We start from the raw sequence: 14600 nt of genomic DNA, 5'->3' as shown, positions 1-14600 counted from the left end.
GAAACTATTATAACGAAAAAGCCCAATCGCTTAAGGGTTAATTCACCAATAAAGGACTGGGCTTCTAAATTCTTTTGAGGAGTAAAGAATTTATTTTCTCAAATCAAGCAACTATGAGGTATGTGGTTGGAAAATTGCTTGTACAAAACGCGAAAACTTTTGATGTTGTTCAGCTAAAAAATTTTGCGATGGTGTAGTTTTAAGTGAAGTTAAAACTTTGATTTGATCTTTGTCTGAAATCAATTTACTTTCACCACGTTTTTGCTGATTCAGCGCTTTTTCAATCGGTGATTGTTTGTCGGATACCACAATCATAGATTGTATTGGTCGAGTAGTATCTTTAATGACAGCACTATGACCTGTTTGCGCCATGATTGTTAGTCCTATACTGATACCTAAAAATTTTAAATATGGATACTTCATTCCATCTACTCCCCCGGATGGTCGATTTTTTTTCTTTAACAAGGTGTGTTTAACATGGTTATTGTAGCAAAATAAGTTACAAAAAGCTTAACTACGTCACATTTTTTAATAATACTACACAAAAAATGTCTAAAAAACAACCATTGAAACGAAATGTAATAATTAAATTAATATCATATAAATATGGATGAATCGTGAAGAATTCAAGTCTACATTAAGTTGTTTAGAAAATATTCGAAATTATTAAGCTGTTTATTGCATATATTTGAATATCTTAAAATATGAAAAGAATAGAGTTTATTTTTATAAGTAATTGATTGTTAAATTAAAACAATGAAAATATAGTGCATACTAAGTACTAAAAACTGAGAAACAAATGAAAAAACAACTGCTTTTAAGTGCAATCAGTCTGATTGCGATAGGGAATACATATGCTGCAAAAGAATTTTTAAATGTATCGTATGATCCCACACGAGAATTTTATCAAGAATATAACAAAAGTTTTGGACAGTTTTGGAAATCGAAAACAGGACAAGATGTTGAGTTTAAACAATCTCATGGTGGTTCAGGAAAACAAGCAAGATCCGTGGTCGATGGTTTACAAGCGGATGTGGTAACGTTGGCATTGGCGAATGATATTGATGAAATTGTCAATGCGGGACTGATTGAAAAAGGTTGGCAAAAGGAGTTTCCTAATAACTCTGCACCATATACCTCAACAGTGGTGTTTCTGGTCCGAAAGGGCAACCCAAAAGGAATCAAAGATTGGAATGATCTGGTAAAACCCGGTGTTGAAATTATTACACCGAACCCTAAAACGGGTGGTGCACCGCGTTGGATTTATTTATCCGCTTGGGGTTATGCCTTAAAACAGCCTGGTGGTAATGATGCTAAAGCACGTGAGTTGGTGAAAAAAATTTATAAAAATGTCAAAGTTTTAGACTCTGGTGCTCGAGGCTCTCTCACTACTTTTGCTGATCGTGGTATTGGTGATGTATTGCTGTCTTGGGAAAATGAAGCAATTTTAGCAACCTCTGGTCCAGATAAAGACAAATATCAGATTGTTTATCCGTCGATTTCCATTCTTGCTGAACCTTCAGTTGCCATTGTCGACAAAGTTGTCGATAAAGATGGTAATCGAAACCTAGCCAAAGGTTATCTAAATTATCTGTATTCTCCTGTAGGGCAAGATCTTGCAGCAAAATATAATTTCCGTCCTCGTGATACAAAAGCGGCTGCTAAATATGCTGCTAAATTCCCTAAAATCAAATTGTTCACAATTGATCAAGTTTTTGGTGGTTGGGCGAAAGCACAGAAGGTGCATTTTGCCAATGGTGGGGTATACGATCAATTTACAGCTGAAAAGTAATGCTTTGAAAGCAAAGCCTTTTGATCTGATCAGGCTTTGCTTTTTTGTACTTTTTTCAGTTTTTACTTTAAATCACTTATCCTTATATTATTGCGATAGCCTTGATGTGTACCTTATTGATTAATATTTTTATGAAAGGTGGTCCTGTTTGAGCATGACTGTTTTTTGGTTTTCTATCTTTTATCTAATATGATCAAAATAAAATTAAACTGGCAATTTCAAACCTCAATGAATTGAAAAAACTCATCAATATCAATCATCATTTATTTTTGCTCCTCATTCGATCTTGTATCTTTATGCTTTTGATTGATGTTTATTGGCTTATTTCATATATTTAGAATAATTTTAAATTTGCTGCGGCGCTCATATGAAAAAGAATTTTAAAGCACTTTTAAGTGCTGTGATTATTGCAACTGGATTTACAGGGGCAACTCAAGTCACTCATGCGGCTGATCGTGAGTTTTTAAATGTGTCTTATGATGCAACTCGTGAGTTTTATGATGAGTTTAATAAATCATTTGGTGCATATTGGAAAGCGCGTACAGGAAAAACTGTGGATTTTAAACAATCCCATGGCGGTTCTGGAAAGCAAGCACGTGCCGTGGTGGATGGTTTAAAAGGTGATGTAGTGACTCTGGCTCTAGCCAACGACATCAATGAAATTGTAAAGTCGGGTCAAATTAACCCGGGTTGGGAAAAAGAGTTTCCAAACAACTCAGCACCTTATACTTCAACGGTTGTATTTTTAGTGCGTAAGGGTAATTCTAAAGGTATCAAAGACTGGACAGATTTAACCAAGCCGGGTGTGCAAATCATTACACCGAATCCGAAAACGGGTGGCTTGCCAAGATGGATTTATCTTTCAGCTTGGGGTTATGCATTGAAACAACCAGGTGGTGATGATGCGAAAGCGCGTGAGTTTGTTTCCAAGATGTATCATAACGTGAAAGTGATGGATCCTGCTGCACGTGCATCCATGACCACCTTTGCTGAACGTGGTATTGGTGATGTTTTATTGACTTGGGAAAATGAAGCCATGGTCAGTAAAAAAGCCACAGGCAATAAGTTTGATATCGTCTATCCGTCTATGTCGATTCTGACTGAGCCTTCTGTTGCGATTGTAGATAAGACTGTTGAGAAGAATGGCAATAAGTGGTTGGCAACAGGCTATATCAATTATTTATATTCCCCGATTGGTCAGGATATGGCAGCACGTCATTTTTATCGTCCACGTAATGCAAAGGTTTTAGCAAAATATGCGAAACAATTTCCTGAATTAAAAACTTTCACCATTGATGAAGTATTTGGTGGTTGGGCGAAAGCGCAGCAAACACATTTTGCAAATGGCGGTGTTTTCGATCAGATTTATAATACCAAACGTTAAGCGGTAATTGATTTGATGAAGAACCTCCTTAAGGAGGTTTTTTATTCATCAATGAATAGGTTAGACTCAGTTCAAATTGAACAATAAATTGAAATTATGTGCATCCAAATCAGACTGGCGGTAGCCAATGACATTGAAACAATTTTTGATATTCGAACCTCAGTCAAAGAGAATCATTTATCACGAACAGAATTGACTGAGTTAGGTATTACGACAGCAACCATATCTGAGTTAATTCACAGTTGTTCTTGTGTTTGGGTTGCTGAATTGAATGATCAGGTATGTGGATTTGCAATAGCAGATCAAGATGAAGGAAGTATTTTTGCAATGTTTGTTTATCCCGATTTTGAAGCAAAGGGCATTGGCACAGTATTACTTAAAAAAGCGGAAGATTTTTTATTTCAATATTTTCAAGAAATTTGCTTGGAAACTGATGCAAGAAGCCGTGCTTGTACGTTTTATGCTCAACATGGTTGGCGAGTCGTTGAACATTTTGAAAATCATGACGTGAAAATGACGAAGCAAGCACGGTAACTTTGTAGCACTGCTTTTGTTGTTTTTTCGCCCTATTTTTTGTTTCAAACACAGGAAAAACGGTTTTCTCTATAAAAAGTAATATTTCCCTACAAAAAGTCGTTTGGAGCTTTAACAAAACAAGGTAATAATGTGCAGTTACTTTTTTTGCTTAAACTGAAACTCTAATTATGTCTCATATTTCTGTATTACTACATGAAACTGTCGATGCTTTACTTGCAGGGCGCAATACAGGAATTTACGTGGATGGGACGTTTGGGCGTGGCGGTCACACCCGTTTATTGCTCTCTAAGTTGGATGAAAACTCCAAAGTATATGCTTTTGATAAAGATCCTCAAGCACTCGAAGTGGCATATCAGCTTGAAAAAGAAGATCCTCGATTTAAAATTATTCATGCAAGTTTTGCAGATTTACAACAAGAATTGAATCAATTGGATATTTATCAAGTTGATGGAATTATGGCAGATTTAGGGGTGTCATCACCTCAGTTAGATCAAGCTGAACGTGGTTTTAGTTTTATGCATGATGGACCACTTGATATGCGTATGGATAATTCTCAAGGGCAAACCGCTGCTGAGTGGTTGCTGGATGTTGAAGAAGAACATTTGGCGAATATCATCTTTCAATATGGTGAAGAACGTTATAGCCGTCGTATTGCCAAAGCGATTAAACAAGCCGGTTATATTGAAACCACAGGAAAATTAGCAGAAATTGTTAAAGTTGCGCATCCAAAGTGGGAAAAGAATAAGCATGCGGCAACACGAACTTTCCAAGCCATTCGTATAGAAATTAACAAAGAGCTGGATGATGTACATACCTTTTTACCTCAAGCCGTAGATTTGTTAAAATCAAATGCACGTTTAGCCGTGATAAGTTTTCATTCACTTGAAGACCGAATTATTAAGCAATTTATTCAAAAAGAATCAACTTTAGCAGAAGATAATGGTTGGGGATTACCGCAAAAAGTACAAGATACTCGTCGACTGAAAAAAATAGACCGAATTCGTGCCAGTGAGCAAGAAGTCAAGATGAATCCTCGCTCACGTAGTGCTTGGCTCCGGGTTGCAGAGCGATTAGAACAAAAAGGCGCATAATGAAACAAGAAATTATAGAAGAATCAAGTCGTAAACTGGCTGTCAAAAAAGCAATTGTTTATGGTCTTATGGTTGCCGCAGTACTGATCAGCGCTTTTATGGTGGTGTTACAAGTTTTTGCTTATCGTCATGATTTTCGTGATTTAAATAGTTATATGCGTGAGCGCGAAGATATTAATGCAGAGTGGGGGCGTTTGCTCATTGAACAACAGACATTTGGTGCGACAGCACAAATTGGTACGCGTGCAGTAACGCAACTCCGAATGTATTCACCGCCAGCTGCACAAACAGTTGTCATTTCATTACCAAGTGAATCAGAGCAGAAGAAGTAAGGCATCTGTATGGTAGATAAGCAAACTAAACAGACTCGGCAACCGCGTAAAAAGCAGCCGTCCATTACCCAGAAAAGTACCGCATCTATCGATATGTGGCGTTTTTATCTTATGTGGGGCGTGGTTCTTCTCTGCTTTGTAGGTCTGGTTGGTCGTGCATTTTATGTGCAAGTGATTAATAAAGACTTTTTGCAAAATAAAGCCAATGCCAATATTTTGCGTACAGAAACGTTGAAAGCCATGCGTGGTGTGATTAGTGATCGCCATGGTGTGCCTTTGGCGATTAGCTCTCCGATCATGAAAGTGGTGATTGATCCACGAGAGTATTTTGAGACCAAAAAGCAATTTGACACCATCACAGCTGAATTACAAAAAACGCCAAATAGTCGAAAATTGAAACGTCAGTTACCGGATGAAAATTTAAATTTAGATGAATTGGCAGATGCGGTAGGCATTGATCGTGCAGATTTAAAGAAACGTTTGAATGAACGTCCTCGCTCACGCTATTTGGTGTTAAAAAAAGAAGTTCCACCGCCTCAGGCAGATTTCATTACCCAGCATAAATTTGCAGGGGTGTATGCTGAGAAAACCTATAAACGTTATTATCCACAACCTCAACCTAATGCTCAGATTATTGGTTTAACCAATAGTGAGGGAACCGGGATTGAAGGCTTGGAGATGCAATTAAACTCACGTCTTGCAGGTGAGGATGGTGAGCAGAAAATCTCACGGGATAAGCATGGTAACCGTATTAGCACGCCAGAAGTGGTCAAAGAGGTTAAAGCAGGCGAAAATATCACTTTAAGTATAGATTCACGTTTGCAATATATTATGTATCGTGAGTTGACTGCTGTAGGTGTGGCAAACAATGCGCGCTCTGCATCTTCAATCGCTGTAGATGTTAAAACGGGCGAAATTTTGGCAATGGCAAGTTGGCCATCTTATAACCCCAACGATAAGAATGGTTTAAATAATAAAGATGCCATGCGTAACCGAGGGGCAATCGACATGTTTGAACCCGGTTCGACCATGAAGCCTTTTACGATTGCTGCTGGGTTGGAAAGTGGTCAATATACGCCAAATACTGTAGTTAATACCAGCCCGGGTTCAATGCGTTTAGGTTCTCATACCATTCGTGATACGCATAACTATGGTTCACTGACTGTTACTGGTGTGATTATCAAGTCATCTAACGTGGGCTCTGCAAAAATTGCCTTGTCTTTGCCGAAAGAAACGTTACCTAGCTTCTTTAGAAAGGTCGGTTTTGGTCAGCGTTCAGCGGTGAAATTCCCAGGTGAAAGTAGTGGTTTGGTGCTTCCTCCTGAGAAATTGAATTCATCGCAAATCGGCACAATGGCTTATGGTTATGGTCTAAATGCGACGATTTTGCAGTTGGCACAAGGCTATGCCATGTTAGCCAATCATGGTGTGGAATATCCATTAAGTCTCTATAAACTCAATGACCAGCCCAAAGGCAGACAGGTCTTAGATCCTAAAATTGCTGATTCAGTTTTATTGATGTTAGAGCAAGTGACTATGCCAGGCGGAACCGCAAAACAAGCCAATATTCCAGGTTATCGTGTTGGTGGTAAAACAGGAACGGCACATAAGCTGCGTCCTGATCATCGTGGTTATTCAAATACAGAATATCGTGCATTATTTGCAGGTGTCGCGCCGATTAGCGATCCTCGATTAGCGATTATTGTGGTGGTGGAAAATCCTCGTGGTCAATATTATGGTGGTCTGGTTGCAGCACCAGTTTTTGCTCGAATTATGCAAGAGTCTTTACGTTTAATGAATGTGCCTTTGGACAAGCCGCTTGAAACGGCAAAGGCGACGCGATAGGTAAATCATGATGATTAATTTTCAAGACATTTATCACAATGGTCGTGATCAAGACCATACACAAAGTTGGATGTCTGAGCCATTTAAGGGTTTCTCTCTAGATAGTCGTTATGTTCAGCACGGACAGATTTTTATTGCATTAACCAGTTATTCTCAACCTGAAAAAACACGGCAGTTTGCTCAGGCGGCTTTGGATAAAGGTGCATTGGCAGTGATTAGTGAAACGGACTTAGGGATTGCACCAGCATTGGTTTGTCCTCAAGTTCGCAGATTGATGGGACAATGGCAAAAACAATATTTACAAGCAACAACACCTGTACAAGCGGTACGCGTTTTGGCTGTCACTGGAACCAATGGTAAAACAACGATTTCGCGTTTGGTTGCTGAGTTGTTGACATTGCAAAATAAAAAATGTGCGGTTATGGGGACAACAGGTAATGGTATTTTACCGCACTTGGAAGCGTCCTCGCATACCACTTTAGATGCTTTGCATTTACAAAATCTAATGCATGATTTTGCCTTACAAGGTGCTGAATTTGCTTCAATCGAAGCGAGTTCTCATGGCTTGGAGCAAGGGCGCTTGAATGGTTGTGATATCGAAATTGCTGCCTATAGCAATTTAAGCCGTGATCATTTGGATTATCATGGGACACTTGAAGCCTATGCTGAAGCAAAATCTTTATTGTTTAAATGGTCTTCGTTAAAAGTCGCAGTTATTAATATTGATGATGCGCATGCTGATTTGATGATGAATGCTGCGAGCAGTAATCTGTCGCACCCTAAAGTATTGACTTATTCGACTTCTAAAGCTGCTGATTATCAGGTCTTTGGAATTAAATACAGCTTGGATGGTGCAGTTTTTCACTTAAAAACAGCCAAAGGCGAATTTACTGTACATAGCCCATTGCTTGGGCATTTTAATATTGAAAACCTTGTGGCAAGTTTAATTGTCGCTGAGCAAGCAGGCTTTGATTTAAAACAGTTGATTGAACAAGTACCAAAGTTAAAAGGCGCACCAGGACGAATGCAAGTCATTCGTGATCAGGATCGATTATTTGTTGTCGACTATGCCCACACGCCAGATGCATTAACCCAAGTATTAAAAACTTTAAAGCGCCATGTTGAAAATCAACTTTGGGCGGTATTTGGTTGTGGAGGCGATCGTGATCGTGGTAAACGTCCTTTGATGACCAAAGCAGCATTGGAACAAGCCACCCCTGTGGTGATGACATCAGATAATCCGCGCACTGAAAATCCTGAACAAATTTTTGCCGACATGAAACAAGATATCGATTTTAGCCAGCACGAGGTGCATGAGATTCGTGATCGTCGTGAAGCGATTAAATATGCAGTCAAGCATGCACAAGCAGGCGATATTGTGGTGATTGCTGGCAAAGGACATGAAAACTATCAAGAAATAGATGGGGTGCGTCATTGGTTTGATGATGTTGTTGAAGTGCAATCTGCTATAGATGCGCAACACCATAAAACCAATTCAGCCTATCCAGCTCAGTAGGAATAAACGATGCATACCTCGACGACGAGTACTGTACCTTTAGAGCCATGGTCAGCAACAGAACTTGCTGAAGCAACTCAAGGATATTGGTATTTAGATCAAGTACCACAAGGTGAAATTAAACGTATTTTAACTGATTCACGCCATGCTGAATGGGGTGATGTGTTTTTAGCACTTAAAGGTGAACGTTTTGATGCACACGATTTTGTTGTGCAAGTGGCTGAAAATGGCTGCCAAATTGCGATTGTCAGCCATCCTGTTGAAGCCAATATTTGTCAGTTGGTTGTTGAAGATACCCGTTTGGCATTGGGACATTTAGGTGCGTATCGTCGCGCTCAGCATCCTCAATTAAAAGTGATTGCACTGACTGGCAGTAGTGGTAAAACCACCACCAAAGAAATGTTGGGTAGTATCCTTACACGTTTAGCTCCGACTTTGATTACTCGTGGTAATTTAAATAATGATCTTGGTGTGCCAATGATGCTCTTGGAACTGCGTTCAGAACATCAATATGCAGTCATGGAGCTGGGTGCAAGCCATCAAGGTGAAATTGACTATACCTCAAACTTGGTACAACCTCAGGTGGCGGGTATTCTCAATATCGGCACTGCACATTTAGGTGAGTTTGGCGGTCGCGATGGAATTTGTCGTGCTAAATCTGAAATTTATCGCCATATTGATCAAACAGGAACATCTATTATTCCTGCGGCTGATGATTTCACTGATACGATTCGCCAAGCTATACAGACAGAACATTGTTTGAGTTTTGGGGATGGTGGTGAGGTTTTTGCAACAGATATTCATTTGCTTGCACAATCAGCAATATTTACCATCAATACACCACAAGGCTCCAAATTGGTTAATTTGCCTTTTGCAGGTGTACACAATGTACATAATGCAGAGGCTGCAACAGCATTCGCCTTAGCAATCGGTATCGCTTTAGAGGATATTGTTGCTGGTTTAGAGTCGGCACAAGGGGCTAAAGGGCGTCTAAACTTTATTCAAAAAAATAATCATTTATTGATTGATGATACCTACAACGCCAATCCAACGTCCATGCGTGCCGCAGCTGAGGTGCTTGCACAACAGCAAGGAATTAAAGTCATGGTCATCGGGGATATTGGAGAGCTGGGAGATACTGCGGCTCAACAGCATTACATGCTAGGTCGTGATCTCGTTTCAGTGAGTGGTATTGATTTTGTTGTCGCTGTAGGCGAGTTTGCTCCTGCAACACAAGAAGGTGCTCGAAGCACTCAATATGGTAAAAAATTACAAGCTTTTCTGAATCAAGAACAAGCTTTGCCTTTATTATTAAGTTTAATAAAAACACATCAACCCCAGTCCATGAGTTTCTTATTTAAAGGTTCTCGTTATACCCATATGGAAACGTTGATGGCTGATTTGATGGAGAAAGTTTAATGCTGTTTTGGTTATTTCAACACTTGGCGGGTTATGAAAATGCGTTCCAAGTTGTTCGATACTTATCGTTACGCGCATTGCTCAGTGTATTGACTGCACTTGCGATTGGTTGGGCTTTGGGCCCAGTGATGATTCGTAAACTACAAGCACTCAAATATGGTCAAGCAGTCAGTTCGTTTGCACCTGAAAATCATGCCAAGAAAATGGGTACACCAACCATGGGCGGGATTTTAATCTTACTCTCCATTGGGATTAGTACTTTGCTTTGGGCAGACTTATCCAATCCCTATGTGTGGATTGTTTTAATGGTTATGGTGATCTTTGGTGCGGTAGGCTGGGCAGATGACTGGATTAAAGTTCGTTATAAAGACAATGCTGGTTTGCCTGCCAAGAAAAAATTCTTTTGGACATCTATCGGTTCACTGGGAGCGGGTATTGCATTGTATGTAATTGCAACTCAGCAGGATAACCCAATACATACAGCCAATATGTTGGATTTGTTGATTCCATTCTTTAAGAATTTGAGTATTCCATTGTCTGCAATTCCATTGGGGATTGGGTTTATTATTTTCACCTATTTGGTCATTAATGGCGGTTCAAATGCGGTGAACTTAACTGATGGCTTGGATGGTTTGGCGATCATGCCAATTGTCTTGGTTGCGGCTGGTTTAGGTGTTTTTGCTTATTTGGCAGGTGATGTTCGCTTTGCCAATTATTTACATATTCCTTATGTGAAATATACATCTGAATTGGTGATTATCTGTGCTGCGATGATTGGCGCTGGTTTAGCATTCTTATGGTATAACGCACACCCTGCACAAGTCTTTATGGGCGATGTAGGGGCATTATCCCTAGGTGCGATGTTGGGTACAATCGCAGTGATGGTTCGTCAAGAAATAGTATTCGCGATCATGGGTGGGGTATTTGTTGTTGAAGCGATTTCCGTGTTCTTGCAAATCGGATCGCTACGTATGCGTAATAAACGTGTTTTTCTGATGGCACCCTTACATCATCATTATGAAAAGAAAGGCTGGCGTGAGACTCAAGTGGTGATCCGTTTCTGGATTATTACAATTATGCTGGTAGTTTTAGGTCTAATGACATTAAAATTACGATAAGCCAAAGTCAGTTGAAGAAGTCGGCATTTGCCGGCTTTTTTATTGGCTTTTACTATATTTTGTGGAGAATACGATGAATTTATTGATGTGCCCTGTATGCCGTGAGGGGTTAAGCCTATCAGGTCGAACTTGGCGCTGTGTAAATCATCATAGTTATGATGTCGCAAAGCAAGGTTATGTCAATTTACATGTGGTACAACACAAACACAGTAAAAATCCAGGGGATACTGTTGAATCTGTACAAGCGCGACGGGCTTTTCTCAGTGATGGATTTTATGCACCATTACAACAAGCAATCGTAAAAAAAATTCGAGATTTACGTATTGAAAATCTGTTGGATATCGGTTGCGGTGAAGGCTACTATACTGATGCAATGCAACATGAGGTGATGCAATGTGTTGGGGTGGATATTGCGAAAAATGCAGTTCAGGTGGCTGCAAAGCTCAATAAAAAAGTGACTTGGATTGTGGGAACAGGAGCGACATTACCAGTTTTAGATCAATCCATAGATCTATGTACCAGTTTGTTTAGCCCAATCCCTATTGAGGAAATCCTGCGAGTCCTTAAGCCTCAGGCTTATCTCATCGTGGTTACACCTGCGCCTGAGCATTTGTATGCAATGCGTGAAGGTTTATTTGATGAAGTAAAAATGCATGATCCGCATAAGTTTGTTGAGCAATTACAAGCGCATTTTGATTTGATTGAGCAACCGATTGTGGAAACGACTTTTGAGTTAAATCAAGCACAATTAAAAAATCTGATTGCTATGACACCTTATGCATATAAAGCAAAACCTGAAAAGCGTATGGCTTTAGAGCAAAAAGCGCAAACTGAATTAAAAGCCGCATTTCAGATGTATATTTTTCAAAAAAAATAGCCAGTTAATCGACATAAAAAATGCCATCTATTGATGGCATTTTTTATGATGAAATTTGACTATTGAACTTCGTTAATTAAATTTTCAAGCGAGTCTTGTTCCCGTTTTGCAGCACCTTGATTCATCGCAGGCGGTGTTGCTTTATTCGGCTTTAACGGCTGATCATTACCCTCATCAGGTAAATCATCAAAATCATTGGACGCGTTACGTGTTGGAGCAACTGGAGCTGGTCTAAAGATTGGACGGGCTAAAGGTGGAGATGAACCATAGCTTTCGTTTTGAGTTTGGTCATCAATTTGAGTTTGATGACGTTGTTCACGCGAAATTGGTGCTTTAGCATCTTTGTCAAAGTGTACCCAAGCCGATGGCGTGCCTTTTAAAGCTTTATCCATAAAGCTGGTCCAAACTGGAAGTGCAGCAATACCACCAAATTCGCGTCGACCTAATGTAGATGGTTGGTCAAAGCCTACCCAAGCAATGGCAACCAATTTACCATTAAAGCCTGCAAACCAAGCATCTTTAGCATCATTCGTTGTTCCTGTTTTACCACCGATATCATCACGACCAATTTTAAGTGCAGCACGACCTGTACCATGTACAATTACATCACGAAGAATATTTGCCATGTCGAAGGCCGACTGTGATTTTAAAATACGTTGGGCTTGACGATATTTACTTTGCTCTTCTTTAGTTAAAGGTGTTGCTGCATCATCAACACTGAGATTGGCACCTTCAATCACTTCATCATCTGGGGTGACTTCGGCATCAACTGTCTGATTTTTTTGGTTAATACATGGAATACATGCATATTCAGGGTTTGCTTCATAGATGGTTTTACCAAAAGCGTCTTCAATACGACTGATAAAATGCGGTTGAATGCGATATCCCCCATTGGCAATAGCTGCATAGCCTGTTGCCATTTGTACAGGAAGTACTTGTGGTGTACCTAAGGCAATGGTGAAGTTCCGCGGAATCTGATCTTCTTGTAACCCAAAGTCCATCAGTAATTGTCGTGCACGTTCGACACCAACACTTTGTAGTAAGCGTACAGATACTGTATTACGAGACAAATATAAGGCACGACGTAATGGGATCATGCCCAAATAACGACCATCGGAGTTTCTTGGAGACCAACGACCAATCGTAATTGGGCTATCATTGACCATAGTATAAGGCGTCATACCACGTTCAAGGGCAAGTGCGTAAACAAAGGGTTTAATGGTGGAGCCTGGTTGGCGCCAACCTTGTAATGCACGGTTAAATTTCGATTGATAGAAGTTGTACCCCCCGACGACTGCTTCAATCGAACCATCATTTGGATTGATGGCAATAAGTTGACCTTGGACTTTCGGGGTTTGCACCAATGACCAAGCCGTTTTATTGTCATTGGGACGTAAACGGATGATATCTTTCACTGAAACAATTTGTGAGGCACGACTGGGTGCACCACCCACAGCGTTGGCATTGATGTATTTTCTTGCCCAAGACATTCCTGACCAAGGGACGGTTACCGTTGAACCATCTTGCATTTTGGCTTCAAAGGTATTGCTGCCCACTTTAATCACTTCGGCAGGGTATGTATTGGCATAAGGAATAAAATCTTTGAGTGGCTTGTCATGTGCCTCAGCACCACGCCAACCATGACGACGGTCGTAATCTTCTAAACCTTTTTGTACAGCATCTTCAGCATATTGCTGACGCTGACTATTAACAGTTGTATAAACTTTATAACCTGAGTCAATCGCTTGTTCACCAAACTTTTCCACCAATTCAGCGCGAACCATTTCACCGACATAAGGAAATTTATTGCTTAAACCGCGATCTGGCATGCTTAAGTTTATCGGTTCAGCAACCGCTTTTTCATATTCAGCCTGTTTCAAATAGCCTAGCTGAAGCATACGTCCCAAAATCCAGTTACGACGCTCAAGTGCACGTTCAGGGTTTACAACAGGATTATATTTAGAAGGCGCTTTAGGCAAACCAGCAATCATCGCCATTTGTGCAATACTGAGCTGATCTAAGCTTCTGTCATAGTAAATTTTTGCTGCAGCAGCAATACCATAGGCATTTTTACCTAAGAAAATTTTATTGACATATAAAGATAAGATTTCTTCTTTGGATAAGTTTTGTTCTATTTTTCGGGCTAAAAATACTTCAGTCAATTTACGCTTCAAAGTACGTTCAGGTGATAGATAATAGTTCTTGGCAACCTGCATGGTGATGGTCGAACCACCTGTCTGTACATTTGATCCAGTCACACTTTCACTCAATGCACGACCTAAGCCCTTAAAGCTGATTCCGCTATGTTCAAAGAAAGATGAATCTTCGGCAGCAAGGAAAGCATGAATGAAATGCGGCGGAATCTGATCGTATTCCACAGGCACAGAAAGCTTGCCACCATATTCAGCAATTAATTGATTATCTGCCGAGTAAACTTGTAAAGGTTTTAATAATGGCGCTTTTTTTAAAGAGCTCATTTCTGGCAGAGATGGGGCAATATATAGGTACATTCCATAAAAGCCCATCGGAATTGCGACTAAGATAATAATAATCAGCAAAAAAAAGGGATGAATATGACCTGAACAAGATAGCTTTTTCATAACAAGTAAGTTTTAATAATAGCTAATGGCAAACTAATTGTGGTCAGTATAGCTTCTCATGTGATGGATTGTTAGATGGGATATTGTAT

The 14600-nt window shown here is 39.8% G+C and carries 12 protein-coding genes; 10 read left to right on the top strand and 2 right to left on the bottom strand.

Features of this window, described 5'->3' with window-relative positions:
* Positions 1-111: 111 nt before the first annotated feature.
* A complete protein-coding gene (locus tag TOL5_RS19810) occupies positions 112-423 on the bottom strand; it encodes a DUF4179 domain-containing protein (RefSeq protein WP_121774341.1) in 312 nt (103 codons plus the stop codon).
* 376 nt (positions 424-799) lie between these two features.
* Here TOL5_RS19810 and TOL5_RS19805 point away from each other — a divergent pair, with 376 nt between their 5' ends.
* The 10 genes from TOL5_RS19805 (at position 800) to TOL5_RS19760 (ending at position 11911) form a co-directional block, all read left to right on the top strand.
* On the top strand, positions 800-1792 hold the full coding sequence (locus TOL5_RS19805) for a sulfate ABC transporter substrate-binding protein (protein WP_121774342.1): 993 nt from the start codon (positions 800-802) through the stop codon (positions 1790-1792).
* Positions 1793-2159: 367 nt separating this feature from the next.
* Positions 2160-3176, top strand: coding sequence for a sulfate ABC transporter substrate-binding protein (locus tag TOL5_RS19800; RefSeq protein WP_221260586.1), 1017 nt, complete (start codon positions 2160-2162; stop codon positions 3174-3176).
* Between the two features lie 96 nt (positions 3177-3272).
* On the top strand, positions 3273-3710 hold the full coding sequence (locus TOL5_RS19795) for a GNAT family N-acetyltransferase (protein WP_121774343.1): 438 nt from the start codon (positions 3273-3275) through the stop codon (positions 3708-3710).
* A 170-nt stretch (positions 3711-3880) separates the two neighbouring features.
* Entirely contained in the window at positions 3881-4804 is a 924-nt protein-coding gene (rsmH, locus tag TOL5_RS19790) for a 16S rRNA (cytosine(1402)-N(4))-methyltransferase RsmH (RefSeq protein WP_121774344.1), read from the top strand.
* Positions 4804-5136, top strand: a complete 333-nt coding sequence (locus TOL5_RS19785; RefSeq protein ID WP_004825406.1) for a cell division protein FtsL — start codon at positions 4804-4806, stop codon at positions 5134-5136. The genes rsmH and TOL5_RS19785 overlap by 1 nt, the downstream gene beginning before the upstream one ends.
* Positions 5137-5145: 9 nt before the next feature.
* The gene (gene ftsI / locus TOL5_RS19780) at positions 5146-6981 is read left to right on the top strand and encodes a penicillin-binding protein PBP3 (protein WP_121774345.1); all 1836 of its coding nucleotides are present in this window, start codon (positions 5146-5148) and stop codon (positions 6979-6981) included.
* Between the two features lie 7 nt (positions 6982-6988).
* Positions 6989-8497: a UDP-N-acetylmuramoyl-L-alanyl-D-glutamate--2,6-diaminopimelate ligase gene (locus tag TOL5_RS19775; protein WP_121774346.1), complete on the top strand. Its 1509-nt coding sequence runs from the start codon at positions 6989-6991 to the stop codon at positions 8495-8497.
* A gap of 9 nt (positions 8498-8506) precedes the next feature.
* Positions 8507-9916: a UDP-N-acetylmuramoyl-tripeptide--D-alanyl-D-alanine ligase gene (locus tag TOL5_RS19770; RefSeq protein WP_121774347.1), complete on the top strand. Its 1410-nt coding sequence runs from the start codon at positions 8507-8509 to the stop codon at positions 9914-9916.
* A complete protein-coding gene (gene mraY / locus TOL5_RS19765) occupies positions 9916-11034 on the top strand; it encodes a phospho-N-acetylmuramoyl-pentapeptide-transferase (protein WP_004825397.1) in 1119 nt (372 codons plus the stop codon). The genes TOL5_RS19770 and mraY overlap by 1 nt, the downstream gene beginning before the upstream one ends.
* A 73-nt stretch (positions 11035-11107) precedes the next feature.
* The gene (locus TOL5_RS19760) at positions 11108-11911 is read left to right on the top strand and encodes a putative RNA methyltransferase (protein ID WP_221260585.1); all 804 of its coding nucleotides are present in this window, start codon (positions 11108-11110) and stop codon (positions 11909-11911) included.
* Between the two features lie 59 nt (positions 11912-11970).
* On the opposite strand, the gene ponA is transcribed toward TOL5_RS19760, so the two are convergent.
* The gene (gene ponA / locus TOL5_RS19755; RefSeq protein ID WP_042089092.1) at positions 11971-14511 is read right to left on the bottom strand and encodes a penicillin-binding protein PBP1a; all 2541 of its coding nucleotides are present in this window, start codon (positions 14509-14511) and stop codon (positions 11971-11973) included.
* Positions 14512-14600 lie beyond the last annotated feature (89 nt).

It is taken from the genome of Acinetobacter sp. Tol 5 (assembly GCF_019702905.1).
Lineage (GTDB): Bacteria > Pseudomonadota > Gammaproteobacteria > Pseudomonadales > Moraxellaceae > Acinetobacter > Acinetobacter bereziniae.
The sequence above is the reverse complement of the archived record's forward strand: the minus strand, read 5'-3'. Positions and strand labels throughout refer to the sequence as shown.

Coding starts and splice junctions, on each gene's coding strand:
- TOL5_RS19770 (WP_121774347.1), top strand. CDS start 8,507: ATGCATACCTCGACGACGAGTACTGTACCTTTAGAGCCATGGTCAGCA.
- TOL5_RS19775 (WP_121774346.1), top strand. CDS start 6,989: ATGATGATTAATTTTCAAGACATTTATCACAATGGTCGTGATCAAGAC.
- TOL5_RS19785 (WP_004825406.1), top strand. CDS start 4,804: ATGAAACAAGAAATTATAGAAGAATCAAGTCGTAAACTGGCTGTCAAA.
- TOL5_RS19760 (WP_221260585.1), top strand. CDS start 11,108: ATGAATTTATTGATGTGCCCTGTATGCCGTGAGGGGTTAAGCCTATCA.
- mraY (WP_004825397.1), top strand. CDS start 9,916: ATGCTGTTTTGGTTATTTCAACACTTGGCGGGTTATGAAAATGCGTTC.
- TOL5_RS19810 (WP_121774341.1), bottom strand. CDS start 423: ATGAAGTATCCATATTTAAAATTTTTAGGTATCAGTATAGGACTAACA.
- ponA (WP_042089092.1), bottom strand. CDS start 14,511: ATGAAAAAGCTATCTTGTTCAGGTCATATTCATCCCTTTTTTTTGCTG.
- TOL5_RS19795 (WP_121774343.1), top strand. CDS start 3,273: ATGTGCATCCAAATCAGACTGGCGGTAGCCAATGACATTGAAACAATT.
- TOL5_RS19805 (WP_121774342.1), top strand. CDS start 800: ATGAAAAAACAACTGCTTTTAAGTGCAATCAGTCTGATTGCGATAGGG.
- TOL5_RS19800 (WP_221260586.1), top strand. CDS start 2,160: ATGAAAAAGAATTTTAAAGCACTTTTAAGTGCTGTGATTATTGCAACT.
- rsmH (WP_121774344.1), top strand. CDS start 3,881: ATGTCTCATATTTCTGTATTACTACATGAAACTGTCGATGCTTTACTT.
- ftsI (WP_121774345.1), top strand. CDS start 5,146: ATGGTAGATAAGCAAACTAAACAGACTCGGCAACCGCGTAAAAAGCAG.